Source organism: Polaribacter sp. (genome assembly GCF_036480315.1).
GTDB lineage: Bacteria > Bacteroidota > Bacteroidia > Flavobacteriales > Flavobacteriaceae > Polaribacter.
The window spans coordinates 25408-49950 of sequence record NZ_JAZGGG010000021.1 but is presented as its reverse complement, the minus strand read 5'-3'; the positions used below and the strand labels follow the sequence as shown (position 1 = coordinate 49950).

General features: G+C 27.4%; 28 protein-coding genes. 11 read left to right on the top strand and 17 right to left on the bottom strand.

What is annotated here, in order from left to right; genetic code table 11:
- Positions 1–57 precede the first annotated feature (57 nt).
- Positions 58–630: a pentapeptide repeat-containing protein gene (locus V3V28_RS04130; protein WP_331363764.1), complete on the bottom strand. Its 573-nt coding sequence runs from the start codon at positions 628–630 to the stop codon at positions 58–60.
- Between the two features lie 77 nt (positions 631–707).
- On the bottom strand, positions 708–1565 hold the full coding sequence (gene nadC, locus V3V28_RS04125) for a carboxylating nicotinate-nucleotide diphosphorylase (RefSeq protein WP_331363763.1): 858 nt from the start codon (positions 1563–1565) through the stop codon (positions 708–710).
- A gap of 62 nt (positions 1566–1627) precedes the next feature.
- Here nadC and rlmH point away from each other — a divergent pair, with 62 nt between their 5' ends.
- A complete protein-coding gene (gene rlmH / locus V3V28_RS04120) occupies positions 1628–2101 on the top strand; it encodes a 23S rRNA (pseudouridine(1915)-N(3))-methyltransferase RlmH (RefSeq protein ID WP_331363762.1) in 474 nt (157 codons plus the stop codon).
- On the opposite strand, the gene V3V28_RS04115 is transcribed toward rlmH, so the two are convergent.
- On the bottom strand, positions 2064–3260 hold the full coding sequence (locus V3V28_RS04115) for a serine hydrolase domain-containing protein (RefSeq protein ID WP_331363761.1): 1197 nt from the start codon (positions 3258–3260) through the stop codon (positions 2064–2066). The two genes, rlmH and V3V28_RS04115, sit on opposite strands and share 38 nt — an antisense overlap.
- A 6-nt stretch (positions 3261–3266) precedes the next feature.
- Positions 3267–4064: a helix-turn-helix domain-containing protein gene (locus V3V28_RS04110; RefSeq protein WP_331363760.1), complete on the bottom strand. Its 798-nt coding sequence runs from the start codon at positions 4062–4064 to the stop codon at positions 3267–3269.
- Between the two features lie 226 nt (positions 4065–4290).
- Between V3V28_RS04110 and V3V28_RS04105 the strand changes: the two genes are divergently transcribed.
- The 6 genes from V3V28_RS04105 to V3V28_RS04080 all read left to right on the top strand — a co-directional run bounded on the left by V3V28_RS04105 (position 4291) and on the right by V3V28_RS04080 (position 10066).
- On the top strand, positions 4291–4872 hold the full coding sequence (locus V3V28_RS04105) for a non-canonical purine NTP diphosphatase (RefSeq protein WP_331363759.1): 582 nt from the start codon (positions 4291–4293) through the stop codon (positions 4870–4872).
- A gap of 25 nt (positions 4873–4897) precedes the next feature.
- Entirely contained in the window at positions 4898–5926 is a 1029-nt protein-coding gene (locus V3V28_RS04100; protein WP_331363758.1) for a FecCD family ABC transporter permease, read from the top strand.
- Between the two features lie 111 nt (positions 5927–6037).
- On the top strand, positions 6038–6832 hold the full coding sequence (locus V3V28_RS04095; protein WP_331363757.1) for an ABC transporter ATP-binding protein: 795 nt from the start codon (positions 6038–6040) through the stop codon (positions 6830–6832).
- Between the two features lie 68 nt (positions 6833–6900).
- Positions 6901–7956 (top strand): M28 family metallopeptidase, encoded by a 1056-nt coding sequence (locus V3V28_RS04090; protein WP_331363756.1) that lies wholly within the window; start codon positions 6901–6903, stop codon positions 7954–7956.
- 237 nt (positions 7957–8193) lie between these two features.
- Complete coding sequence (locus V3V28_RS04085; RefSeq protein WP_331363755.1) at positions 8194–9624, top strand: hypothetical protein; 1431 nt, start codon at positions 8194–8196, stop codon at positions 9622–9624.
- 4 nt (positions 9625–9628) lie between these two features.
- Positions 9629–10066, top strand: coding sequence for a hypothetical protein (locus V3V28_RS04080; RefSeq protein WP_331363754.1), 438 nt, complete (start codon positions 9629–9631; stop codon positions 10064–10066).
- Between the two features lie 170 nt (positions 10067–10236).
- Here the strand turns inward: V3V28_RS04080 and V3V28_RS04075 are convergent, their stop codons facing one another.
- Genes V3V28_RS04075 through V3V28_RS04065 form a run of 3 tightly spaced genes read right to left on the bottom strand, consistent with a single transcriptional unit; the run spans position 10237 to position 12181 of the window.
- Positions 10237–10689 carry a DUF1569 domain-containing protein gene (locus tag V3V28_RS04075; RefSeq protein WP_331363753.1) on the bottom strand — a complete coding sequence of 151 codons (453 nt, stop codon included), beginning with the start codon at positions 10687–10689 and terminating at the stop codon, positions 10237–10239.
- A 1-nt stretch (position 10690) separates the two neighbouring features.
- On the bottom strand, positions 10691–11692 hold the full coding sequence (holA, locus tag V3V28_RS04070) for a DNA polymerase III subunit delta (RefSeq protein ID WP_331363752.1): 1002 nt from the start codon (positions 11690–11692) through the stop codon (positions 10691–10693).
- Entirely contained in the window at positions 11693–12181 is a 489-nt protein-coding gene (locus V3V28_RS04065) for an AAA family ATPase (protein ID WP_331363751.1), read from the bottom strand.
- A gap of 26 nt (positions 12182–12207) precedes the next feature.
- On the opposite strand from V3V28_RS04065, the gene V3V28_RS04060 reads away from it, so the two are divergent.
- Together V3V28_RS04060 and V3V28_RS04055 are read left to right on the top strand one after the other, a co-directional pair.
- Positions 12208–12651, top strand: coding sequence for a type I restriction enzyme HsdR N-terminal domain-containing protein (locus V3V28_RS04060; protein ID WP_331363750.1), 444 nt, complete (start codon positions 12208–12210; stop codon positions 12649–12651).
- Positions 12652–12763: 112 nt separating this feature from the next.
- Complete coding sequence (locus V3V28_RS04055) at positions 12764–13762, top strand: glycosyltransferase family 2 protein (RefSeq protein WP_331363749.1); 999 nt, start codon at positions 12764–12766, stop codon at positions 13760–13762.
- Positions 13763–13869: 107 nt separating this feature from the next.
- Here V3V28_RS04055 and V3V28_RS04050 read toward each other — a convergent pair whose 3' ends face one another.
- The 8 genes from V3V28_RS04050 to nusB form a co-directional block, all read right to left on the bottom strand.
- Positions 13870–14490: an L-threonylcarbamoyladenylate synthase gene (locus V3V28_RS04050; RefSeq protein WP_331363748.1), complete on the bottom strand. Its 621-nt coding sequence runs from the start codon at positions 14488–14490 to the stop codon at positions 13870–13872.
- A 95-nt stretch (positions 14491–14585) separates the two neighbouring features.
- Positions 14586–15287: a response regulator transcription factor gene (locus tag V3V28_RS04045; protein WP_331363747.1), complete on the bottom strand. Its 702-nt coding sequence runs from the start codon at positions 15285–15287 to the stop codon at positions 14586–14588.
- Between the two features lie 11 nt (positions 15288–15298).
- The gene (locus V3V28_RS04040; protein ID WP_442957516.1) at positions 15299–16867 is read right to left on the bottom strand and encodes a sensor histidine kinase; all 1569 of its coding nucleotides are present in this window, start codon (positions 16865–16867) and stop codon (positions 15299–15301) included.
- A gap of 103 nt (positions 16868–16970) precedes the next feature.
- Positions 16971–17567 carry a dephospho-CoA kinase gene (gene coaE, locus V3V28_RS04035; protein ID WP_331363745.1) on the bottom strand — a complete coding sequence of 199 codons (597 nt, stop codon included), beginning with the start codon at positions 17565–17567 and terminating at the stop codon, positions 16971–16973.
- 6 nt (positions 17568–17573) lie between these two features.
- Positions 17574–18512 (bottom strand): CdaR family protein, encoded by a 939-nt coding sequence (locus V3V28_RS04030; protein ID WP_331363744.1) that lies wholly within the window; start codon positions 18510–18512, stop codon positions 17574–17576.
- A gap of 104 nt (positions 18513–18616) precedes the next feature.
- Positions 18617–18934, bottom strand: a complete 318-nt coding sequence (yajC, locus tag V3V28_RS04025) for a preprotein translocase subunit YajC (protein WP_331363743.1) — start codon at positions 18932–18934, stop codon at positions 18617–18619.
- Between the two features lies 1 nt (position 18935).
- Complete coding sequence (locus V3V28_RS04020) at positions 18936–19403, bottom strand: DUF1573 domain-containing protein (RefSeq protein ID WP_331363742.1); 468 nt, start codon at positions 19401–19403, stop codon at positions 18936–18938.
- 51 nt (positions 19404–19454) lie between these two features.
- On the bottom strand, positions 19455–20393 hold the full coding sequence (gene nusB, locus V3V28_RS04015) for a transcription antitermination factor NusB (protein ID WP_331363741.1): 939 nt from the start codon (positions 20391–20393) through the stop codon (positions 19455–19457).
- A 192-nt stretch (positions 20394–20585) separates the two neighbouring features.
- On the opposite strand from nusB, the gene V3V28_RS04010 reads away from it, so the two are divergent.
- Complete coding sequence (locus V3V28_RS04010) at positions 20586–22367, top strand: ABC transporter ATP-binding protein (RefSeq protein ID WP_331363740.1); 1782 nt, start codon at positions 20586–20588, stop codon at positions 22365–22367.
- A gap of 79 nt (positions 22368–22446) precedes the next feature.
- Positions 22447–22806 carry a PUR family DNA/RNA-binding protein gene (locus tag V3V28_RS04005; RefSeq protein WP_331363739.1) on the top strand — a complete coding sequence of 120 codons (360 nt, stop codon included), beginning with the start codon at positions 22447–22449 and terminating at the stop codon, positions 22804–22806.
- Between the two features lie 170 nt (positions 22807–22976).
- Here V3V28_RS04005 and V3V28_RS04000 read toward each other — a convergent pair whose 3' ends face one another.
- The gene (locus V3V28_RS04000) at positions 22977–24047 is read right to left on the bottom strand and encodes a chorismate-binding protein (RefSeq protein WP_331363738.1); all 1071 of its coding nucleotides are present in this window, start codon (positions 24045–24047) and stop codon (positions 22977–22979) included.
- Positions 24048–24078: 31 nt separating this feature from the next.
- The gene (locus tag V3V28_RS03995; protein ID WP_331363737.1) at positions 24079–24495 is read right to left on the bottom strand and encodes a PaaI family thioesterase; all 417 of its coding nucleotides are present in this window, start codon (positions 24493–24495) and stop codon (positions 24079–24081) included.
- Positions 24496–24543 lie beyond the last annotated feature (48 nt).

Here is a 24543-nt window from a genome sequence, read left to right as displayed (position 1 = left end):
GTCTCTTTGTCTCTTTGTCTCTTTGTCTCTTTGTCTCTTTGCCTCTTTGCCTCTTTGTCACTCTATTACAAGACTATACTTACTTAATAAACCAACAACATTATCTTTACTAAATTTTGCTCCTTTTAACTTGTTTTCTTCAGGATTGATTTCAAAATTAAAAGTGGTTCTAAAATCTGTTTTTTCAAGATTTGTTCTATCAAAAATAGTCAATTTTAAATCACAAGAATCAAAAATTGAATTCGTTAAAATAGTTTCTGTAAAATCTACTTCTTGCAAATTGCAATTTTCAAACTTTGTAGTTTGAATTTTTAATTGATAAAAAGAACTAAAATTTAATTGACAATTTTTAAACGAAAACTGTAATAAAAATGGATCGCATTCATTGAATTTCACTCCTATCATTTTACAATTTATAAAATTCACTTCTTTAAAAGCTGTATCTTTTACAATGGAATTACTGAAATTACAATTTATAAATTCACACTCAACAAACTGAATATTAGAAGCGTGTACATTTTCGAAATTACAATTTGTAAATGTACAATTGTCATATTCTCCTTTCTTGATTTTCGTTTTTGTGAAATCAACTTTTAAATATTCTTCGCTTTCGAAATAGTTTTCTATCATTTATTTTCTTTAAAAGTGGCAAAGTTAAAAAATCAGACCTGGAAACTATTTTTAACTTTGATACTCTGCAACTAATTTTAAATTGCTTTTAAACTTAAATCAAGATTATAAACAGAGTGTGTTAATGCGCCAGAAGAAATAAAATCTACTCCACAATCAGCATATTTTCTAATGGTGTCTTCGTTAATACCACCAGAAGATTCTGTCAAACAAATATCACCAATTAAAGCCACGGCTTTTTTAGTATCTTTATAATTAAAGTTATCAATTAGAATTCTGTAAACACCTTTATTAGAAAGAATTTCTTTAATTTCTTCTAAACTTCTTGCTTCTACAATTATCTTAATATCAATATTTTTTTCTGCTAAATAATTCTTTGTTTTTGTAATTGCAGCAGTAATTCCGCCAGCAAAATCAATATGATTATCTTTAATCATAACCATATCATACAATGCAAAACGATGGTTTTCTCCACCTCCAATTTTTACAGCCCATTTTTCTAAAGCTCTAATTCCGGGAGTAGTTTTTCTAGTATCTAAAACTTTCGTTTTTGTGCCTTTTAGTAAATCAGCAAAAAAAGCTGTTTTTGTAGCAATTGCAGACATTCTTTGCATGGCATTTAAAACCAAACGTTCTGCCATTAAAATAGATTGAGATTTCCCAGAAACATGAAAAACGATATCGCCATATTTTACTTTATCTCCATCATTTATAAAAGTTTCTACTTCTAAATCTTTATCTACATAAGAGAAAACTTGTTTTGCAAACTCAACTCCAGCAATAATTCCTTCATCTTTTACTAGCAACTTTGCTTTTCCTTCAGCATCTTCAGGAATACAAGAAAGTGATGTATGGTCTCCATCACCTATGTCTTCTCTAATTGCATTTTTTATAATTAAATCTAATTCATTTTTAAATTGCGCTTCTGTTATCATGCTATAAATTTATTCTGATGTAAAAATAGTAATTCGTAATTCATAATTCATAATTTTGCAACATGAAAATTAAACTTCTTGCAATCGGTAAAACAGATAACAAACAATTAATGGCTTTAATTGATGAATATCAAAACCGATTGAAACATTATATAAAGTTCGAATTAGAGATAATTCCGGATATTAAAAACGTGAAGAATTTAAGTGAAGCGCAACAAAAAGAAAAAGAAGGAGATTTAATTTTGTCTAAATTACAAAATACAGATCAGTTGGTTTTGCTAGATGATAAAGGAAAACATTTTACTTCTATTGAATTCAGTAAGTATTTACAAAAAAAAATGAACTCCGGAATAAAGCAATTGGTTTTGGTAATTGGCGGACCTTATGGTTTTTCTGATGCGGTTTATAAAAAATCAATAGGAAAAATATCATTATCAAAAATGACATTTTCCCATCAAATGATTCGTCTATTTATTGTGGAACAATTATACAGAGGTTTTACAATTTTAAAGAATGAACCTTATCATCATGAGTAAGTTCATTAATTATTTTATATAATATTTTTGATAATTTTTGTGCTCCTTTATTAGTATTTGAATTCATTACAATTGCTGCTGAAATATTGTATTCTGGCAACAATAGTAAAAAAGCAGTTGAACCCATTGCAACTCCACCATGATGTATAATTTGTACCTTTCTATTACGTTCAAATATTTTTGAAGTCTCATCAATTCGCCAGCCTAAACCATAATTTTGTTTATTTATTTCACCATTTAATAATTTAATAGGCGTAAATAGTTGTTGTTGAACTTCCTTATTAAATAATTTATTATTTAAAATTGCACTTCCAAATTTCGTTAAATCGTTTGGCGTCGAAACAAATCCTCCACCAGCAATTTTATTAGAATTATTTATCTTAAAAACCTTTTTAAACTCATCATTTTCTAATTGATAAAACACTGCAATATTGTCTTTTTCATTATTAGAAGTATTTGTCATTTTTAAAGGAGTAAATACTTCTTCATTCATAAATGAAGTAAAATTCTTATTAGAAGACTTTTCCATTAATAAACTTAATAATGTAAAGTTATAAGAACTATAACTAAATGCTGTACTTGGTTTAAAAAGTAAATTATCTTCTGCAAAAATAGTTACAGATTCTTCAACAGATTCATATTTATTATTGTTATAATATTCCCAAATAGGGAAACAAAAACAAGTTTCGTAATTACGAATTCCAGAAGTATGTGAAGCTAATTCTTGTATCGTTAAATTTGATAATTTCTGATATTTATCTGAAAATAAATCGTTTACACTTGTGTTTAACTTTAATTTATTGTTTTGAAGAAGAACTCCTAAACCACCAGAAGTTAACGCTTTAGATACACTACCAATTCTAAATTTAGTTTGAGAAGTTGCTTTAATTTTGTTTTCTATATCTGCAAAACCTAACGTTTTATTAAATAAAACTGAATCATTTTTTCTAATGGAAATAGACAAAGCAGGTGTTTTCAATTTTAGATATTCAGTGGAAAATATTTTATCAACTTGTAATTTTAAAACTTTATTTTCTAATGATTTTAGATTCTTCGGAAAAGGTTTCCACCCAAAATTATGAACTAAAACAGGTTGAAATAAAAAATAAACAACCAATAAGACAAGCAGTGTAACTGCAGCTTTTATATATTTTTTCATCTTAAATTAGTTTAGTTTTTTTACTTGTAAAGTAATTTTGTAAATTAAAATAATTTCAAAAATTTCTACGATAGCTTGCGTTACTAAGCCAATAGGACTTAAAATAATTAGTAAAAAACATATTCCTGTTACAACCTCTAAAATTCCAGTCCATTTTGCTAAATCGCCAAAATCCTTTAATTTCATAATTGCAATACCAATTACAATACTTAAAACCCCGTATGTTATCAATTTTGAAAAACCCAGAATACCTATAAAATCTTCCAAAACAAATAAAGAAACAATATCTAAACCATTAAAAAACAACGTAAAAACAATTACTAAAAACGAACTTATTTGTAATAAATAATTATTGAATAGTCCACCAACAATTACAAATCCTCTAAAAAACAAAAAGATTGAAATAAACGAAAGTGCTTTTATTATAATGAAAACAACATTAAAAATAGTGCTTTCTTTTTCGAAACTTAAAAACTCTACACCAATTTCAAAAAAACCTATTATAAAATAGATAATCCCAAAAATCATAGCATTGTATAATTGCTTGTAAATTTTATCTTTATTAATTCCTAAAGTGGAATCAAATTTACTTGGAATATATTTTTTATCAAAAATGGCTGAATATTCAAAACCAAGAACTTCTAAAATTGCTTTTATGGTATAACTTCTTGGCGAAACATCACCAGCTTCTATTCTTTGAATTGTACGCACATTAATATTACATTGCTCCACCAATTCTTCTTGGGTAAAACCTTTTTGTTTTCTTAACGCTAAAATTTTCTGACCTAATTCTGGTTGTTTCATTATGTGTTGTTTTTTAATTTCCATACAATGTTAGCGTTGTAAATTAACCTGACAAACTTTTAGAGTTCTTTTCAACCCGACATTTCCACGACAAATCAATGATAACAATACTTGTGGCAATTTAACCTTTTTGCAATTTACATTCTTTTATTCGTTTTTTTACTCTTAAAATCTTAAAAAACCATCTTTAAAATGTTTACATTTGTTGAAAATCAAATCGTTTTTAATGAAATTAGTCTTCGCAACCAACAACTTAAACAAACTTAAAGAAGTACAAGAAATGTTGCCAAGTTCAATAGAATTATTGAGTTTAAAAGACATTAATTCTTTTGATGAAATTGATGAAACTGAAACGACATTAGAAGGAAATGCGAAGTTAAAAGCAGATTATATTACCAATAAGTTTAGCTATAACTGTTTTGCTGATGATACTGGTTTAGAAGTTGAAAGTTTAAATGGTAAACCAGGTGTTTACTCTGCTCGTTTTGCTGGAGAACCTTCAAATTCTGAAAATAATATGCAAAAATTATTATTAGATTTAGAAAACAAAGAAAATAGAAAAGCACAATTTAGAACTGCTGTTTCTTTAAATTTAGATGGAAAACAGTTTTTATTTGAAGGAATTTGTAAAGGTGATATTTTAACAAAAAAGCACGGAGAAAAAGGTTTTGGCTACGATCCTATTTTTAAACCAGAAGGCTTTAAGAAATCTTTTGCAGAAATGACATCAGCAGAAAAAAATACCGTTTCTCATCGAGGAATTGCAATCAAAAAATTAGTTACTTTTTTATCAGATTATAAAAAATAGATTCCTTTATTATAGGAATTACAATATGGAAAACAAATCTTATACAAAACAATTTATTTTATTGTCAGTTTTACTGATGGTATTTTTTTTGATGAATATAAGTCTGGGCTCTGTTTCAATACCAATTAAAGAAATTATAAATACATTAACTGGCGGGTTTTCTAGCAAAGAAAGTTGGGATATTATTATTCTAAATTTCCGTTTACCAAAAGCAATAACGGCTATTTTAGTGGGTTCTGGTTTGTCTGTTTCTGGTTTATTAATGCAAACTTTATTTAGAAATTCACTTGCTGGACCTTTTGTTTTAGGAATTTCATCTGGCGCAAGTTTAGGAGTTGCTATGCTAATTTTAGGTTCTTCTCTTTTTGGAGGCTTTTTCCTAACCAACTCAATTTCTAATTGGTCATTGCCAATTGCTTCTAGTTTAGGTGCTTTTTTAGTGCTTTCAGCTGTAATTATTGCAGCAAATAGAGTTAGAAACACTATGTCTATTTTAATTATAGGTTTAATGTTTGGTAGTTTAACTTCAGCAGTTATTAGCGTTTTAGCTTATTTTAGTGAAGCAGCTCAAATTCAGCAATACTTGTTTTGGAGCTTTGGTAGTTTAGGAAACCTTTCTTGGAATGAGTTATTAGTTTTTCTTATTATTTATGTTATTGGTATTGCAGCTACATTATCTGTTATAAAACCTTTAAATAGTTTTTTATTAGGTGAGAATTATGCTAAAAGCCTAGGGATAAACGTAAAGAAAAGCCGAAATATTATTTTATTAATTACAAGTCTTTTAACAGGCGTAATTACTGCTTTTGCAGGACCAATTGCTTTTGTTGGTTTAGCTGTACCACATATTGCTAGAATGATTTTTTCGACTTCTAATCATAAAATATTAATTCCGTCTGTACTTATTATAGGCGCAATAATTATGTTAATTTGCGATAGCATAGCTCAATTACCAACTAGTGAATTTACGCTACCAATTAATGCAATAACTTCGTTATTCGGCGCACCCATTGTAATTTGGTTGTTAATTCGTAAAAAGAAGATATTTATTTAAAATGAGTGACAAAGTTTAAATTAGTTACAAAGTGGCAAAGTATGGAATAAAAACTTTGAAACTCTAAAACTCTAAAACTTTGAAACTTTGAAACTTTGAAACTTTGAAACTTTGAAACTAAAAAAAAATATCGTTCTAAAAACCGAAAATCTATCGATTGGTTATCAACAGAAAAAACAAGATAAAATTGTTTTCTCTAATATTAACTTGTCTATAGAGAAAGGAAAGTTGGTAACTGTTTTGGGTAAAAACGGAATTGGTAAATCAACTTTATTAAGAACACTTTCTAAAGTTCAGAAACCCATTTCTGGCACTATTCTTCTGAATGATAAAAACTTAAACCTATATTCAGAAAAGGAACTTTCTACGCAATTGAGTTTGGTATTAACAGAACGCTTACCAGAAAGCCAATTAACAGTTTTTGAATTAATTGCATTAGGAAGACAACCTTACACCAATTGGATTGACAAACTTTCTGAAGAAGACATACAAAAAGTTAATACTGCAATTTCTCAAACAGAAATAGCGCATTTAAAAAACAGTCGTTTTTATGAATTAAGTGATGGCCAATTACAACGTGTTTTAATTGCAAGAGCAATTGCACAAGACACGCAAATAATTATTTTAGACGAACCTACAGCGCATTTAGATATGCATCATACAATCAAGATTTTTTCGCTTTTAGAAAAATTGGTAAAAGAGACTTCTAAAACAATTATTATTTCTTCACATGAAGTAAATTTATCAATTCAGCTTTCGGATGAGATTATTATGTTTACTAATGACAATTTATGTACAGGAACGCCAGGAAAACTAATTGAAGAAAATGCTTTCGACAATCTTTTTTCCCAAGATCTTGTTAATTTTAACAAAACATTAAAGCAGTTTGTTGTAAAGAAAATTTAAATTTGATGCTGGTGTAACTTTTTGTTACATTTGAATACTAATCAATCTAACAAAACACTCTTAATTCCATGAAAAAAATATTTTATGTTGCTATTGCATTTGCTTTTACAGCTTGTGGTACTAGTAAAGATGCTTCTAAAGAAGAAGAAGATACAAACGTAGATCAGGCTGCTAAATATGCTGAAACAATTACTGCTAAAGATTTAGGAACTCATTTATTTATCTACGCTTCAGATGAATTTGAAGGAAGAGAAACTGGTGAACCTGGTCAGAAAAAAGCAGTAGAATATTTAAAAAACTTTTATGTTTCTGAAGGAATAGTTTCTCCTTTAGGTGGTGATGATTATTTTCAGGAAGTACCAGCAGAATGGATTAATAAAAATACACGTAGAGGAACATTTAAAGATTCTGAAAACGTAGTTGCTTTTATTAAAGGGACTGAAAAACCAGACGAAATTGTAGTAATTTCTGCACATTTAGATCATGAAGGTATTAAAGATGGTAAAATTTACAATGGTGCAGATGATGATGGTTCTGGTACTGTTGCAATTTTAGAAATAGCACAAGCTTTTAAAATGGCTTCAAAGGCAGGAAAAGGCCCAAAACGTTCTATTTTATTTTTACACGTAACTGGTGAAGAAAAAGGATTATTAGGGTCTAAATATTATACAGATGTAGATCCTTTATTTCCTTTAGCAAACACCGTTTGTGATTTAAATATTGATATGGTTGGTAGAATTGATGACAGACATAAAAATGACCCTAACTTTGTATATTTAATTGGTTCAGACAAGTTAAGCACAGAATTACACAATATTTCTGAAGCTGTAAATAAAAAATACACCAACATTAATTTAGACTATAAATATAATGATGAAAACGACCCAAATCGTTTTTACTACAGATCTGACCATTATAACTTTGCAAAGAACAATGTGCCAATTATTTTCTATTTTAACGGTACACATGCAGATTACCATAAACCAACAGATACACCAGACAAAATTAATTACGAATTATTAGAAAACAGAACACGTCTAGTGTTTCATACAGCTTGGGAAGTTGCTAATATGGAGAAAAGAATTGTTGCAGATAAAGCAACAAAAAAAGAAGAAGCAAAATAAGTTTATTTTTTTTTTATAAAACTGAAAATCGAGCTATTTGCTCGGTTTTTTTTTGTTTTTAAAACAGGTGTTTTCCCTCTTGATTTTCTCCTTAAAAAAAACGAACTTCGCTAACTACGAATATAAGTAATTAAAACGACGTCATATTCGTGTTAAAGTGGTATTATTTTTATTCACTCATCTAAAAATGGAATAGAATAACTAAAAACTAATACTTATTAAGAAAAATTGTATATTATGAAAAAGAAAAAAAACAAATCATTCAACCTTTTAAAACTTGGAATTCTATTCTTCGGAATTTCATTCTTACTCTGGAATTGTGAACAAAAAAACTCTGAATTTACAATTGAGAATCAACAAATTATTTCTATTGAAAAAGTAAAAAAGCAATTTAATGCTTCATTTAATAAAAATACTTTTTCAAATCTTCCAAAACCTCAATGGGAAAATGTTAAGGTATTTTATAATGATGAAGGAAATCAATATTTAGAAATTCCTTTTCAAACACAAAATAAACAAGATATAGAAAGAGGAACATCTGTTTCTTTTGACAAATTAATTGCTATTTCTGAAAACAATAAAACCAAGATTACAATTGTTCATTTCTTAGGTATAGATATTAAAAAAAATCCTATAGATTTTAAAAATATCTCACATACTCAATTATCTAATTTTTCAGGTTTTATAACTCAATATGACTTAAATAAAAATATTATTGCACTTAAGCGATATAAAAACGGTATAGATACCCAACAAAAACTTAATATTAAAAGAAAAAATGAATCTACACATTTTAGCAGAGCTCCAGAAGATGCTGATGGTACTTCAACATTTACAGAAACAATCTGTACAAGAAGTTGTTGGTATTGGGAATATTCTGATGGAAGTAGAGAGACCATCTCGTGTTCTTCTTGGCAATGTAGTACTACTACATATCAGATTGCTGGAAGTAATAATGGAGGCGTTACAACTTCTTACAATACAAATGAAGAAGTTGATAAAATTTACGATGATAATCTTACTGATCCTAAAATAAAATGCTTAAACTTAAAACTAAATTCTTCTGGAAGTTCTTTTATAAAAGGTATTCTCAAAAATTTTGAAGGTGAATCTGATGTAGATATTAAAATTGAATCTGAAAATATTGTTAAAAACAGTAAAGGAGAAGAAGTCGGAGGTCTTACAACTGGAATAAAAGATGGTGTTATTACAATAAAAATTAGTTCCTCTCAAGCTTCCGATAAGCCCGCTTTAGGAATTGCGAGAACCTTAATCCATGAATATATACATGCAGATATCTATAGAAAAGTAAATGAAGATAATGATCTTCATAAATACCCAAATTTTAAAGAAACTTACAATAAATATAAAGATGCTAAATTTCAACCAACACAACATCATAGTACCATGGCTGATTTATATATACATCAAATGAAAGATGCACTAAAAAGTTATCACAAAAATGTTTTGGTTGGAGATTATAATTATTTAACTGACAATGGAACCAACCCAATTGATGATAATTTTTATGAAGCGTTAGCTTGGCAAGGTTTAAAAGGTCAAGGTGTACAAGCTTATATAGATCTATCTGATGCAAAAAAACTAGCTTTACAGAATAGTCTAAATCAACATTATCACACAACAACTAAAAATTGTCCAAATAATTAAATTTATGAAAAAATTATATTTAAATATTTGCTTACTTTTTATTTTTGTTAGTTGTTCAAGTCAAAAGATTATAAAAGATTCTTTATTTCTTTCCGATGAGAATAATTTTTTTGAACTAAAAGTTAATTATGAAAACTATCATCATTATTTTTTTAAAAACGAGAAATTTGTTACTTCTGCATTTGAGGCAAGAATAAATAATGAAACAATGAATCATTTCTCGCAAGAATATAAACCTATTATTATTTTAAAAAAATTTAAACCCAAAAAAGTTTACGATATTAAAGAGTATTTAAATAATAATAGAGAAGAGTTAATCGATAGTCTTTCAAATAAATATGACTCTTATAAATTATTATTGCATTTTAATAAGTTTAATATATATATTAAAAAAAATAAAGACTTTATTAAAGTTAAATATAGTACAACTCTATCAGAATAAATACAAACTACAATACTGTATGTAGAAAACAGCAGTTAAGTTTAAACTATAAAGTTTATTCTTTTCTGCTATTTCTTTTAATTAAAAATAATAGTTTTTTATATTGCTACTTTACCTAAATTAAGATATCTATTAAAAAAATAAAGAAACATATCAGTAAAATTATACTTTTAAACCCCAAACTGCGTTAAATGATGGTCTAAATGTTTGTAAAAAGAATTATTCCATTCTGTAGAAGAAAGTTTCCCAAAAGAATGAGATTCTTTTCCATCAAAATATTGCTCACCTAATTCTTGCGTTTTAATAATATAATCTACTAAACGTTTTTTTTCTGTTCCGAATTCTCTTTCATCAGAAATTATAAATTGCGGAGCAGTTCTACCATTTTTAGGATATGAACTTTCGGAAACTACTTTATTTTTTACAAATAACTTTAACATCATTTTTACAAACCCATTTGGTTTAGGATGCTTTTCTGTATAAATCATTTCATAAGTAACACAACAATGTGCAAACATTTGTGAAACAGACATTTTACCCCAATTTGCTTGCGTTTCTGGTGTTAAAGTATCAATTCTTTTAATGATTTCGTTGGTGATTTTTTTGTCGAAAATATTTTTCATATTAATGTAAAATCTTAAATAACAATTCTTTTAAAATATCCTCATTCGATTGACTGGCGCCAACTCCTTTACTTTTAACATCTGCATCTCTTAAAAACGCAATTACTTGCGCTACTTTTCGCATTGGATAATTTCTAGCAGCCACAAAATATTCATCTACAAAATAAGGATTTACACCCAACGTTTTTGCCACAGAACTTTTAGATTTGTCTTGCAAACCATGAAAAGAAAGTAAATGTGTAAAATAGCCGTTCAGTAAAGAAATTGTCATTACCAAAGGATTATTCTTTGGGTTTTCAGCAAAATAATTAATAATTCTATTTGCCTTTAAAATATCCTTCTCTCCTACTGCTTTTCGTAATTCGAAATTGTTAAAATCTTTAGAAATACCAATATTGTCTTCTATATGTTTTGGTGTAATAATGGATTCTTTCGGTAGAATTAGCATTAATTTATCTAACTCATTTGATATTTTGCTTAAATCTGTTCCTAAAAACTCTACTAGCATTAAAGATGCTTTTGGCTCAATCTTATAACTTTTACCACTTAAAACTCTACGAATCCAATCTGAAACTTGATTCTCGTACAATTTTTTGCTTTCGAAAATCATTCCTGATTTTGCAATTGCTTTGTGTAACTTTTTACGTTTGTCTAATTTCTTGTATTTGTAGTTTAAAACTAGAACTGTTGTTGGTTGTGGATTTTCTGCATAAGAAACCAATTTTTCTATATTTCTACTTAAATCTTGTGCTTCTTTAACAATTAAAACTTGTCTTTCCGCCATCATTGGGTAACGTTTTGCAGAAGAAACTATATCTTCTATAGTTGCATCTCTACCATACATAACTTGTTGATTAAAACCTTTTTCTGCTTCATCTAAAAGATTATCTTCAATAAAATCTGAAATTTTATCAATATAATAAGGCTCATCACCCATTAAAAAATAAATAGGTTTTATATTTCCTTTTTTAATATCAGAAACTATAGTTCTTATTTCGTTCATTTATTTTTCTATAATTATTGCGTTTTGTAACTCACCTTCTGTCAGCGTTTCAAACCAATTTTCCATAAATTCAAAATTATCTTCGCTTACTTCAAATTCAAAAGTATCTTCTTTTTCTAGGTTTCTTTTAAGAATTCGTTCTTTTCTAATTGATCTAGGAATATTTAAAAAATGTGTTCTAACTTCAATATTGTTTTCTTTTGCGAATAGTCTATATTTTTCTCTGTGTACAAATTTAGAAAGCCCAACATCTAAAATACTATCAACTCCAGAATTTTCTAATTGTAAAATTAAATCTTGCATTACTAATTCTGCTCTTTCAATTCTTTCTAAAAACCAATCTAGACCATCTTCTTCTTTTTTATCAGGAAAAAACAATATTTTATTCCATTTATCTAAAGTGAAAATGACTCCAGAATTGTTAAGTTTAAGCTTATTTGCATACGTAGATTTACCAGCACCAGTATTACCAACTAATAAATGTATCATAACTGAATTTTATTTACTTTTGATTGATGCAAAAACTCAATCTACCAAACTATAATTTCAAACTCAAAAGTAACGAAAATAAGATGCTTATTTTTGATAATTTGAGAAAAAAATATATGGTCTTAACTCCAGAAGAATGGGTTCGCCAGCATTATGTTCAGTTTTTAATTGAAGAAAAAAAGTATCCAACTACTTTAATAGCTATAGAAAAACAATTAACAATTAACAATCGAAAAAAAAGAACCGACATTTTAATTTTTAATGCGGAAGGAAAACCTGATATTATTGTAGAATGTAAGGCACCACAAATTAAAATAACACAAGATACTTTCGATCAAATTGCGCGTTACAACTTAAAATTACAAGCAAATTATTTGATTGTTACCAATGGTTTAGAACATTTTTATTGCAAAATGGATTTTGAAAATGAAACGTATATTTTTCTGAAGGAAATTCCTGACTATAAATAGCTTTTGTCATTCCTGTCAATGCAGGAATCCAAATTTTAATTAATTTAAGTTCTTCATCTTTATTAAGAAAACTTTGGATAAAAATTAATTTTTAAACTGTAAATTCGCAACCTTGAAAACAGCAATTGTCATATTAAATTGGAATGGACAGAAACTACTAGAACAGTTTTTGCCTTCTGTTGTAAACTTTAGTCAAAATGAAGCTGATGTTTATGTTGCAGACAATGCTTCTACCGATAGTTCTATAACCTACATAAAAGAACATTTTCCTACTGTAAAAATTGTAGAGAACACTATAAACGGCGGTTATGCTAAAGGATATAATGATGCATTGCAATCTATTGAAGCAGACATCTACTGCCTTTTAAATTCTGATGTTGAAGTTACTAAAAACTGGTTACAACCTGTTCTATACGTTTTTAAAAATGATAAAAAAACAGCTATTATTCAACCAAAATTATTAGACTTTAAAGACAAAACAAAGTTTGAATATGCAGGAGCAGCTGGTGGTTTTGTAGATTTATATGGATATCCTTATTGTAGAGGACGTGTTTTTAATAATTTAGAAATTGATAACAATCAGTTTAATGATATTTCTGAAATATTTTGGGCTTCTGGCGCTTGTTTATTTATTCGCTCTAAAGTATACCATCAATTAGGTGGTTTCGATGAGGATTACTTTGCACATCAAGAAGAAATTGATTTATGTTGGCGAACTCAAAATATAGGTTATAAAGTAAAATATATTGGTACATCTACTGTTTACCATGTTGGTGGTGCAACTTTACAAGAAACAAATCCACATAAAACGTATTTAAATTTTAGAAATAGTTTACTAAATGTTGTGAAAAACGTTCCTACTCGTTGGTTTCTATTTGTAGTTTTCTCTCGTTTAATTTTAGATGGAATAGCTGGTATAAAGTTTTTGTTTGAATTAAGGCCAATTCATACTTGGGCAATTATTAAAGCTCATTTTAGTTTTTATAAAAACTTCTTTAAATTTTTAGGAAAACGTAGAAAATTACATAAAAAACAAAATTATAATTTACACACAAGTATTGTTTGGCAATATTTTGCTTTGGGAAGAAATAGGTTTGAGGAATTGAGGTAAAATGTAGCGATATCTATAGGTTCTAGATACAATTTTCTTATAAAATCGAAAATCTATCGAACTGACAAGTTCATCAACTTCAAAACTTTCAGACTTTAAGGCTGAATTTATAAAACATCTAAACTTCCTTTACCCTCTCTAATTACTTTAGGCACATCAGAAGTTAAATCTATAACTGTAGAAGCAAGATTATCTCCAAAACCACCGTCAATAATAAGATCTACTAGTTTATTCCATTTTTCGAAAATTAATTCAGGATCTGTAGTATATTCTAAAACATCATCTTCATCATGTATTGAAGTTGAAACAATTGGGTTGCCTAAAGTTGCAACAAGTAATCTTGCAATATTATTATCAGGAATACGAATTCCTACTGTTTTTCTTTTTTTAAAGGCTTTTGGTAGATTATTACTACCTGGTAAAATAAAAGTATAGGCTCCAGGTAGAGCACGTTTTAACAACTTAAATGTTGGTGAATCTATTTGTTTTACATAGTCTGATAAATGACTTAAGTCATTACAGACAAAAGAAAAATTAGCTTTATCTAATTTGAGTCCTTTTATTTTGGCTATTTTTTCTAAAGCTTTTGTATTTGTAATATCGCAACCTAAACCATATACAGTATCTGTTGGGTAGATAATTAAACCTCCGTTTTGTAGAACTTTTACAACCTTATCAATCTCTTTTTGATTTGGGTTTTCGTTGTATATTTTTATAAACTGTGCCATATTAGACTTTAATTGATTTAGATACTATTATAAAAATACAAAAACTCAACTTGATAATCAAATTGAGTTTTTATATTTAGGGAAGTTTCTAGTTTTTAGCTTTTGTCAACTAATCTAAAACCTTCTCCATGAATATTTAAAATCTCAACATTTTCATCTTCTTTTAAATATTTACGCAATTTAGCTATATAAACATCCATACTTCTAGAAGTAAAGTAGTTATCATCTCTCCAAATTTTTGTTAATGCTAATTCTCTTGGCATTAAATCATTTTTATGAATTGCCAACATGCGTAACAATTTACTCTCTTTAGGTGAAAGTTTACTCGGTTCTCCTTCTGGTCCTTTAGATAAGTGACGCAATTTAGAATTAAAGAATAAACCACCTATTGTAAATTCAAACTGTTCTGACTCTGCAGTTTTGTCTGTATCTTTACGTTGTAAAATTGCTTTAATCTTATGCAATAATACTTCAGAATCAAAAGGTTTGTTTAGATAATCATCTGCGCCTACAGAATAACCTCTTAAAACATCTTCTTTTAAAGTTTTTGCTGTTAAGAAAATAATTGGCACTTCTTTGTTTGTAACTCTAATGTCTTGCGCTAAAGAAAAACCATCTTTACGAGGCATCATAACATCTAAAATACACAAATCATAATCACTGTTTTTAAACATGATTAAACCTTCTATACCATCTTTAGCATGAGTTACATTGTAATCATTTAATGCTAAATAATCTTTTAGAACTGTTCCAAAATTTGGATCATCTTCTACTAATAAAATTTTTTTACTTCCCATTTTTATACTTTTTAAATTAAAGGTAATTTTAATGTAAATATGCTTCCTTTTCCTTTTTCGCTTTCAACAAAAACAGTTCCGTGATGCTTTTCTACAATTTCTTTTACATAAGCCAAACCTAATCCATGACCTTTTACGTCATGAATATTTCCTTTTTGCTCTCTGTAAAACTTATTAAATACGTTTTTCTGTACAGCTTTACCCATACCTATTCCTTCATCTTTTACTTTTAAAATGAAGAACTTGTTTGCACTTTCTGTATAAACATCAATCTTTGGCGCTCCTACAGTATATTTTATTGCGTTTTCTAATATGTTTACTATTACGTTTGTTAAGTGAAACTCGTTTCCTTGAATTTCTGAAATAATGGCCTTAAAATGCGTTTCTACTGTTCCTTTGCGATCATCAATTAATAAACTTGTATGCATAATACTATCTTCTATGATGTCGTGCATATCAATAGCTTCCTTACTAATATCTAGTTGATTTTTTTCTAACCTAGAAATTCTTAATACATTTTCTACTTGAGAATGCATTCTTTTATTTTCATCTCTTATCATTTGTACATAACGTAAAACCTTTTCATTATCATTAATGATTTTAGGGTTTTTAATAGAATCTAAAGCCAAATTAATAGTTGCTATTGGCGTTTTAAATTCGTGAGTCATGTTATTAATAAAATCTGTTTTTATTTCTGAAATTTTCTTTTGTCTAATTAATTGATACAAAGAACTAGAAAACGCAACTATAATAATAAAAATAAAGAATAGAGAAAGTATTAAAATGTCAGAAAGCCCAGATAAAATATGTTCGTTTTTAGTTGGAAAAGTGACATACAACTCATAATCCACTTCTCCTTTAGTATTAAAAAATAATGGATATTTCTCGCTATCTTTTTTGTTAATTGTATAGTAACCAGATTTTAATTTTGTTGCTAAACCATCTGCACTGTAAACACCATATTTAAAATCTAAATAAATGTTTTTCTTTTCTAATTCTTCTTTTATAACATCACTTAATTCTCTATTACTGATTCTCTGATAAATGGGTTTTTTACTATTTACATCTCTAAAAAATTCTGAAAATTGAACTTTTTCTATAGATGTTAATCTTTTTGTAAAAGAAAAACGCTGTTGATCCGTGGTACTAAACGGATTATCTACTCCTTTTATTAATCTAGAATGAAAGAAATCTTTTTTACCTGTAACTCTTGTAAAAATAATGCTATCATTATCTAAAAACTCTGTTGGTAGTTTAAAGTTTTCTTCTAAAATAGTTGCTCCAAATGTGAATTTTTGTTTTGTAGTAGTGTCTATTTGTTGAAAAAGATAATTCTTAATTTGTGCATTATCTGCATATCCTTTATTCTCAATAATACCTTCTATCTGTTTTTCGAATTGCGCCTCTTCCTTATCGTTAATTTTTTCAGAAACACTTCCTAAAGATTTTTGAACATCGTTCTTAAATTGTGCCTTTTTACTTTCGAGTGCATTGTTAATCCAATATACTTGTACAGCAATAATTCCCATAAGGGAAACACTCATTAAAAAGACAATAAGAACAAACATTTTCTTGCCCATAAATCAAAGTTAAGACTTATTAAAATTGAATTTTAACTTTTTAACCTTAATTAACCAATTTTCTTAAATTTTAAGACATTTTTAACATAAATACTGAATTTAATTAAATAAAAGACACTTTTTTTGTTAAAATATTATGGACTTTACTAGTTTGAACCTTAGTCTGTTCAAGAGAATTATTATAAATAATATAATTAGATTGTAGAATTTTCTTCTCTTCTAACCATTGATTATTTATTCTATTAAGAACCTCTTCTTTTGAAGTATTGTCTCGCAAAGTAACACGAGAAATTCTTACTTCTAAAGGCACAAAAACGGATATAATAATATCGCAATACAAATTACTTTTACTTTCGAAAAGAATAGCGTTTTCATATAAAATGTAATCTTTTCTTTTATTTTGAAGAACAAAATTTTGAAAGTGTTTTTTAACTTCTGGGTGTACTATTTTGTTTAAAACTGCTAATTTTTCTTTATTCTTAAAAACAATACTTGCTATAAAAGCGCTATTTAATGCTCCATCAACATAAGCTCCTTTTCCAAATTCTTCTTTAATTTTAGATTTTATTACTTCCGAAGAAATCATTAATTTTTTTGCTTCAATATCTGCAGAATAAATTGCAACAGTATCAAGTTCTGAAAAGAATTTAGTAACCGTAGTTTTTCCACTACCAATACCACCTGTTATACCAACTATCATAGACACTTATTTCTGAATTAAGAAATCAATTTTATTAGGAATTATTCTAAAACTCTTTATTAAACTAGACTTTCCTACAACTTTTGGAATTAAATACATCAAATTATTATCTTTTGAAACCTTAAAATCACATTCTACAACAAAGGAATTTATATCAATTTTATTAAAATTAGATAAACCAACAATAAAAACCACCTCTACAGTTTTAGAAAGTGTATTTAGTTCTATATCATCTGGAAGGTTTATCACTTTAAAGGGCACTTTGAAACCACCTTCAGTAAACTTTTCTACCTTACCAGAAACTGTAACGGTTTTAACACTTAACTTGACTTCTTTAATATTTAAAGGCTTTATAATAGCTACCTTTTCTGAAAAATTAGACTTTATGTCATTTAACTTTAAACTATTTAAATTAAGAGATGTGATCTTTTCTATTTGAGATTCTGGCCCAGTAACAATAACACTATCTGGTTGTATACTTATCTCTTCTAAAATATCATAACCTACATGATATTTTATATCTAAATTAGGTTTTACAGGTATTTTTTTTGATGTTAAGCTGCCTAATTCTAAATAAATAGTATCTAACAAAATCTCTTCTAAAAGAACTTGAGATAAGAGTTGTTTTTGAATATTAATTTTCTGATTCCCAGTTAAAAAAAAGTATTTACGAGATGATTTTTGAGATAAACTATTTGCATTTAATGAGATTGGCTTTTTTATAAAATTAGATCTAATAATTTTAAAACCAGTTGCTTTTATCTGAAGGTCTATTTCTTTTATTGGTGAGGTTTGTAATAATTTATTTTGAGGTAAATTTTTATAAACTATCGGAAAAGTAATGGTTGTAATATATTCTTTAGAAAGTGTTATTAATAACCACATTAGTGTAGATACTAATAAAAAACCTATAAATTTCTTTGATGTCTTCTTTACTTTTTTCAACTTTAATATCGAATTTAATGCAATCTACACAAAAGTTAACAAACAAAAAAAGTGAGCATCATCTATATAGATAAAGCTCACTTTTAAAACTTAATTTGTGTTTCTTATTTTTTAGCAGGCGCTAAATACTTCTTACTTAATTCCATTGAAATTGCAGAACGTTCAAATTTAATTTTTCCTGCTCCAGTTTCTATAGTAATTGTATTATCTGTATCATTAATTTCGGCAATTTTACCATGAATACCGCTAGAAGTAACCACTTTTGCTCCTTTTTTAATTTCTGCCTGAAAAGATTTCTCTTTTTTCTGACGATTCATTTGCGGTCTTATCATAAAAAAATATAAAACAACTATCATTGCTAAAAAAGGCAACATACTTGTTAAACTACTAGAATCGAATTGTAAAAATATTGTATTGAACATCTTATTTCTTTGCTTTTGGTATTACAGAACCTCTTATTGTTAAAATTTCTTTACCAGATTCTGTGTTGGTAGTTAAAGTAATATTTTTTTGTTGTCTATTTGGTTTTCCTGCTGTGTTAAATTTAACTTTAACATCTGCAGTTTCTCCTGGTTTTATTGGTGCTTTTGGCCAAACGGGAACCGTACAACCACAAGTAGTTTGTGCGTTTGTAATTACTAAATCTGTTTTACCAGAATTTGTAACCTTAAATGTTTTTTCAACAATATCTCCTTCGTTAACCGTACCAAAATCGTAGGTATTATTATCAACAGAAATAGATGCAGTACCTTTTTTAATTTCTAAATCTCTGCTAACTGCTTTGTCTAAATTTGCTTTGTTAATTTTTGTTATTGCGCTTCCACCATCTTTACAAGAAGTAAAAACCGCTGCAGAAATTATAAAAGCGAATAAAAATGTTATTTTTTTCATTGTGAATATGTTTTTTGTAAAAATAATAAATAAATCTTCGAGAACAATAGATTAAAGTAAACCTCTACCAATTTTAACAATTCTTTTGTTTAAAATGAACTCTTTAGAAATTTTATCTAAAACTCCATTTATAAAATAGCTACTCTTTTCTGTAGAATAATCTTTAGAAACTTCTATATACTCATTAATAGTAACTCTTGTTGGTATTGATGCAAAATTGATAAATTCTGTCATAGCCATTTTTATCAAGATCATATCTATATCAGCAATTCTATCTGTTTCCCAATTTGGTGTTTTCTCTGTAATGTCTTTTTCGTATTCAGCGTTTTTAAGCACTGTTTTTTTGAATAAATCAGATACAAAATCTTCATCATCTTTGTCTTTATACAATCTTCCTAGTGCAAAAATAACTCCGTCTTTTTGTTTACTTAAAGACTTTACAACCCAAGTGTTTACAAAAGGAATATCATCTACCCAAGAAATCATATCATCTTCAAAGTATTCTCCTAACTTTTCATTAGGTGCAATAATTTCTTTAAAGAAATCAATAACAAAAGCTTTATCTAAATTATAAGAATTTTCATCAGTATTTAAATATTTTTTATAAAAATCGCTTTTTTGCAATTCATCTAAAACTATTTTTACATACTCACTATTTTCATCCCAATTTCTCAAATTATTTAACTCAATATAACCTTCAACACTTACACTTTCTGCAATTGCCTTAATTAATTTATTGTTTAAAAATTTAGTATTTGGTGCTAAATCTTCTTTAGTTGCAAGAATTTTCTTTTTTGAAAGCGCTATTTTTTTTGATGCTAATTTTTGTACTTCAACCAATAATTGAAGATTTAAAACGTACAAATCGAACATTTTTAAAATACTGTGTTTTAAAAATTTTTCTTCTCTAATGATATCATCATTATGAGATTGCAACATTGCGTATACAGATTGCATTACTTTAACTCGAATATGTCTTCTGTTAATCATTGTAAAGAACTTATATTTAAATAGTGCGAAGATTTTTTTCTAACGCTCTGCAAAAATAGTACTATTTTATTTTTATTCTCTAATGATTTTTAATTCTTTTTTTTGATACTGTTTTTTATTGTTGAACAGATTTTTCATTTTTAATTTTCACTTATAAACATGTATATTCGTACTCGCAAAAAACAGCATTCCTTGAAAGAATTAAAATACATAAATAAATACTTTTCTAAATACAAATGGCGAATTTTAGCTGGCTTATTAATAACCATACTTTCTAAAATTTTAGCGCTTAAAGTTCCACAGATTATTGGAGATTCTTTAAATGTTGTAGGAGACTATCAAACTGCTAAAGCAAATAATTTACCAGAAGCAGAATTACAAATTTTATTATCAGAAGTTGAACACCAATTATTTATAAACATCCTTCTAATTATTAGTGTGGCTTTGGTTGCTGGTTTTTTCACTTTTTTAATGAGACAGACCATAATTGTTACTTCTAGGTTGATAGAGTTCGATTTAAAAAATGAAATTTATCAACAATATCAAAAATTATCTCTAAATTTTTATAAAAAAAATAGAACGGGCGATTTAATGAATAGAATTTCGGAAGATGTTTCTAAAGTACGTATGTATGTTGGGCCAGCAATTATGTACAGCATGAATATGGTGGTTTTACTTGCGGTTGGTTTTACTCAAATGATAAGTATTGATGTAAAATTAACCATGTATACATTAATTCCTTTTCCTTTATTATCAATATCTATTTTTGTTTTAAGTAAGGTAATTCATAAGAGAAGCACGGTAGTACAGCAATATTTATCTAAATTAACAACGTTTAATCAAGAATTTTTTTCAGGAATAAATGTGGTAAAATCATATGGAATTGAAGCTTCAATCATAAAAGACTTTGATGAAATTGCTGATGAAAGCAAAGAAAAAAACATTCATTTACAAGAAGCAAATGCACTCTTTTTTCCGTTAATGATTTTATTAATAGGAATTAGTAACTTATTGGTTATTTATATTGGTGGACAACAATATATAGATGGAGAAATTCAAATAGGAACTATTATACAATTTATGTTGTATGTAAATATTCTTACGTGGCCAGTTGCTGTAATTGGTTGGGTAACTTCAATGGTACAGCAAGCAGAAGTGTCACAAGCTAGAATTAATGAGTTTTTAAAACAAGTACCAGAAATACAAAACAACAATACTTTACCAACTGAATTAGAAGGGAATGTAACGTTTAAAGATGTTACTTTTACTTATGATGATACAAATATTACAGCTTTAAAAAATATTAATTTCTCGATAAAATCTGGCGAAACTATAGCAATTTTAGGGAATACTGGTTCAGGAAAATCGACTATTATTGAGTTAATTGCAAGATTATATGACACTAAAGAAGGAAGTGTTTTTTTAGATGATATTTCTATTGAAAAGGCAAATTTAAATGATGTAAGAAGTCAGATTGGCTTTGTACCACAAGATCCTTTCTTATTTTCTGATACTATTGGTAATAATATTAAGTTTGGTAAAGAAGAAGCAACTGAAGAAGAGATTATAAATGCAGCAAAAAATGCAGTTGTACATGATAATATTATTGAATTTACAAACGGATATGAAACTATTTTAGGTGAACGTGGCGTAACTTTATCTGGTGGACAAAAACAACGTGTTTCTATTGCTAGAGCAATTATTAAGAATCCTAAAATTTTAATTTTTGATGATTGTTTATCTGCAGTAGATACAGAAACAGAAGAAAAAATCTTATCTAATTTAGAAAAAGTATCAAAAAACAAAACTACTTTTATTATTAGTCACCGAGTATCATCAGCAAAAAATGCAGATAAAATTATTGTTTTAGACCAAGGAAAAATTATACAACAAGGAACTCACAATCAGTTAATAACAAAAGAAGGATACTATAAAGATCTTTACGAACAGCAACTTTTAGAAAAAGAAATTTAATCTTTAACATTGCTACGTTAAATATTTTGTTAGATTTGTTGAGTATAACAAACTATTTATAACTACTATTTTTAGAATTATGGCAGAGAGAGTTGAACAGGAAGAAATATTTTCACAAGTATTAAGAGCAGGAAGAAGAACTTACTTTTTTGATGTAAGAGCCACAAAAGCAGATGATTACTACTTAACAGTTACAGAAAGTAAGAAGTTTACGCACGATGATGGTACTTTTCATTATCAAAAACATAAAATTTATTTATACAAAGAAGATTTTTCTGATTTTCATGAAATGCTAAAAAAAGCAACAGATTATATTGTTACCGAAAAAGGTGATGAAGTAATAAGTGAACGTCATCAAAAAGATTTTAAGAAAGAAGAAAATACGGAAGAAACAAAATCGGTTGAAAGTTTTACAGATGTTTCTTTTGATGATATATAGCAGTCACAGACTGTTTTAGCACTAGTTTGTTTGTGAAAAAAAAATACAAATATTTAATGTTAAGACAATTTTAATTCAATTCAATTTTACACAATAATTATAAACCGCAAATTTACTGTTTGCGGTTTTTTTTGTTTTATAAAAACATCTTTTTCTAAAAATCCTGTAATTTAAAACGACAAAACCCGCTTCATAGTTTTAGCTTTATAAACTGTTTCTTGCCATTCATTTTCAGCATTGCTATCTTTGGTAATTCCACCACCAATATAGATTGATGCCTCATTGTTTTTAACACTCATACAGCGTAAATTAACAAATAAACTAGAACTTTCGTTAGTACAAGTAGAGTTCTTAATATTCAATTCACCTAAAAAACCAGTATAAAAACTTCTATTGTAGTTTTCATTTTTTAAGATAAAGTCTTTTGCTTTTTCTCTAGGCAAACCACAAACTGCTGGTGTTGGATGTAATACTCTAATTAACGTTTTTAAGTTAGATGAATTCGCTTTTAGAGTTCCAGAAACTTTTGTTTTTAAATGTAGTAAACTTCCAGCTTTTACAGTTTCTATTTTATTGATTTGTAAATCGGTAGCTATATCAATTAATTTATTTTCTATAAAGTTTGTTACCAATTGTTGTTCTTCCAATTCTTTCGTTTTCCAAACAACAGGTTCATCCTTTTTTAAAACTTGAGTTCCCGCTAGAGACATAGTTTCAAAGCTAGTTCCGTTTATATTTAGCAAGGTTTCTGGTGTTGCGCCAAACCACAAACCTACTTTAGGATGAAACCAAACATACACAAATGCATTTGCATACGTTTGTAATAATTTTTTATAAATCCCCAAAACAGTTAAATCTGTTATTTCTAAAACCTCTTTTCTAGAAAGTACTACTTTTTGAAGTTCATTTTCAGAAATAGTATTAATTGCTTTTTCTACTATTCTAATATGACTTTGTTTAGAAGTTTCACTTGAAATAAAATCATTATTAAGAGAACTAATGCTTTTTATTTCAAGTGTTTCTTGTAAGAATTCTGAATTTTCGTTTGAAAATAAAACAGCTTTTTCAGAAGATTCAAAAGGCGCAAAAACAAATCCATTTTCTGTGAAACTTTCTGTAAAAGAAAGAGAATCATCATTCATAAAAAAACCTGAAACTTTATTAGAATTAGGCTTCCTATAAACTACAAAAGGTAGGTTATTTGTATAAAAATTGGGTATTTTTTCAAAAATAGAATTCAAAACAACTGCTTAATTATAGTTAAATAAAAAATTATTTTCTTTCTAAAACAATGTTCGTCATTTTAGCTACAGAAATTAAATTGTCTTCTTCGTCTACAATTCTAACTTCCCACAAATGCGTTGTTCTGCCTTTATGAATGTTTTTTGCTGTTGCAAAAACAACACCTTCACGTTTACTTTTTATATGATTTATAGACAATTGAATTCCGTTAATAAATTGCGTTTTACTATCTATAAAAAAATTGGATGCTGCACTACCAACGCTTTCTGCTAAAGCTGCAGTTGCGCCGCCGTGTAATTGTCCGTAAGGTTGATGAACGCTAGAATTCACAGGCATTTTTGCCGTTAAAAAATCTGAACCTACAGCAACATATTCAATATCAAGTGTTTCCATTAACGTATTTTTAGAGCGCTCATTAAATGCTTTTAAAATAGTAGAAGTATCCATAACTTATAATTTGTATGGTAAAAGTACGTATAAAAATTTGTATTTTTG

Excerpts from the sequence above, each read along its gene's own strand:
- V3V28_RS04130 (WP_331363764.1), bottom strand. The coding sequence starts at position 630 with ATGATAGAAAACTATTTCGAAAGCGAAGAATATTTAAAAGTTGATTTC.
- nadC (WP_331363763.1), bottom strand. The coding sequence starts at position 1,565 with ATGATAACAGAAGCGCAATTTAAAAATGAATTAGATTTAATTATAAAA.
- rlmH (WP_331363762.1), top strand. The coding sequence starts at position 1,628 with ATGAAAATTAAACTTCTTGCAATCGGTAAAACAGATAACAAACAATTA.
- V3V28_RS04115 (WP_331363761.1), bottom strand. The coding sequence starts at position 3,260 with ATGAAAAAATATATAAAAGCTGCAGTTACACTGCTTGTCTTATTGGTT.
- V3V28_RS04110 (WP_331363760.1), bottom strand. The coding sequence starts at position 4,064 with ATGAAACAACCAGAATTAGGTCAGAAAATTTTAGCGTTAAGAAAACAA.
- V3V28_RS04105 (WP_331363759.1), top strand. The coding sequence starts at position 4,291 with ATGAAATTAGTCTTCGCAACCAACAACTTAAACAAACTTAAAGAAGTA.
- V3V28_RS04100 (WP_331363758.1), top strand. The coding sequence starts at position 4,898 with ATGGAAAACAAATCTTATACAAAACAATTTATTTTATTGTCAGTTTTA.
- V3V28_RS04090 (WP_331363756.1), top strand. The coding sequence starts at position 6,901 with ATGAAAAAAATATTTTATGTTGCTATTGCATTTGCTTTTACAGCTTGT.
- V3V28_RS04085 (WP_331363755.1), top strand. The coding sequence starts at position 8,194 with ATGAAAAAGAAAAAAAACAAATCATTCAACCTTTTAAAACTTGGAATT.
- V3V28_RS04080 (WP_331363754.1), top strand. The coding sequence starts at position 9,629 with ATGAAAAAATTATATTTAAATATTTGCTTACTTTTTATTTTTGTTAGT.
- V3V28_RS04075 (WP_331363753.1), bottom strand. The coding sequence starts at position 10,689 with ATGAAAAATATTTTCGACAAAAAAATCACCAACGAAATCATTAAAAGA.
- holA (WP_331363752.1), bottom strand. The coding sequence starts at position 11,692 with ATGAACGAAATAAGAACTATAGTTTCTGATATTAAAAAAGGAAATATA.
- V3V28_RS04065 (WP_331363751.1), bottom strand. The coding sequence starts at position 12,181 with ATGATACATTTATTAGTTGGTAATACTGGTGCTGGTAAATCTACGTAT.
- V3V28_RS04060 (WP_331363750.1), top strand. The coding sequence starts at position 12,208 with ATGCAAAAACTCAATCTACCAAACTATAATTTCAAACTCAAAAGTAAC.
- V3V28_RS04050 (WP_331363748.1), bottom strand. The coding sequence starts at position 14,490 with ATGGCACAGTTTATAAAAATATACAACGAAAACCCAAATCAAAAAGAG.
- V3V28_RS04045 (WP_331363747.1), bottom strand. The coding sequence starts at position 15,287 with ATGGGAAGTAAAAAAATTTTATTAGTAGAAGATGATCCAAATTTTGGA.
- V3V28_RS04040 (WP_442957516.1), bottom strand. The coding sequence starts at position 16,867 with ATGGGCAAGAAAATGTTTGTTCTTATTGTCTTTTTAATGAGTGTTTCC.
- coaE (WP_331363745.1), bottom strand. The coding sequence starts at position 17,567 with ATGATAGTTGGTATAACAGGTGGTATTGGTAGTGGAAAAACTACGGTT.
- yajC (WP_331363743.1), bottom strand. The coding sequence starts at position 18,934 with ATGTTCAATACAATATTTTTACAATTCGATTCTAGTAGTTTAACAAGT.
- V3V28_RS04020 (WP_331363742.1), bottom strand. The coding sequence starts at position 19,403 with ATGAAAAAAATAACATTTTTATTCGCTTTTATAATTTCTGCAGCGGTT.
- nusB (WP_331363741.1), bottom strand. The coding sequence starts at position 20,393 with ATGATTAACAGAAGACATATTCGAGTTAAAGTAATGCAATCTGTATAC.
- V3V28_RS04005 (WP_331363739.1), top strand. The coding sequence starts at position 22,447 with ATGGCAGAGAGAGTTGAACAGGAAGAAATATTTTCACAAGTATTAAGA.
- V3V28_RS03995 (WP_331363737.1), bottom strand. The coding sequence starts at position 24,495 with ATGGATACTTCTACTATTTTAAAAGCATTTAATGAGCGCTCTAAAAAT.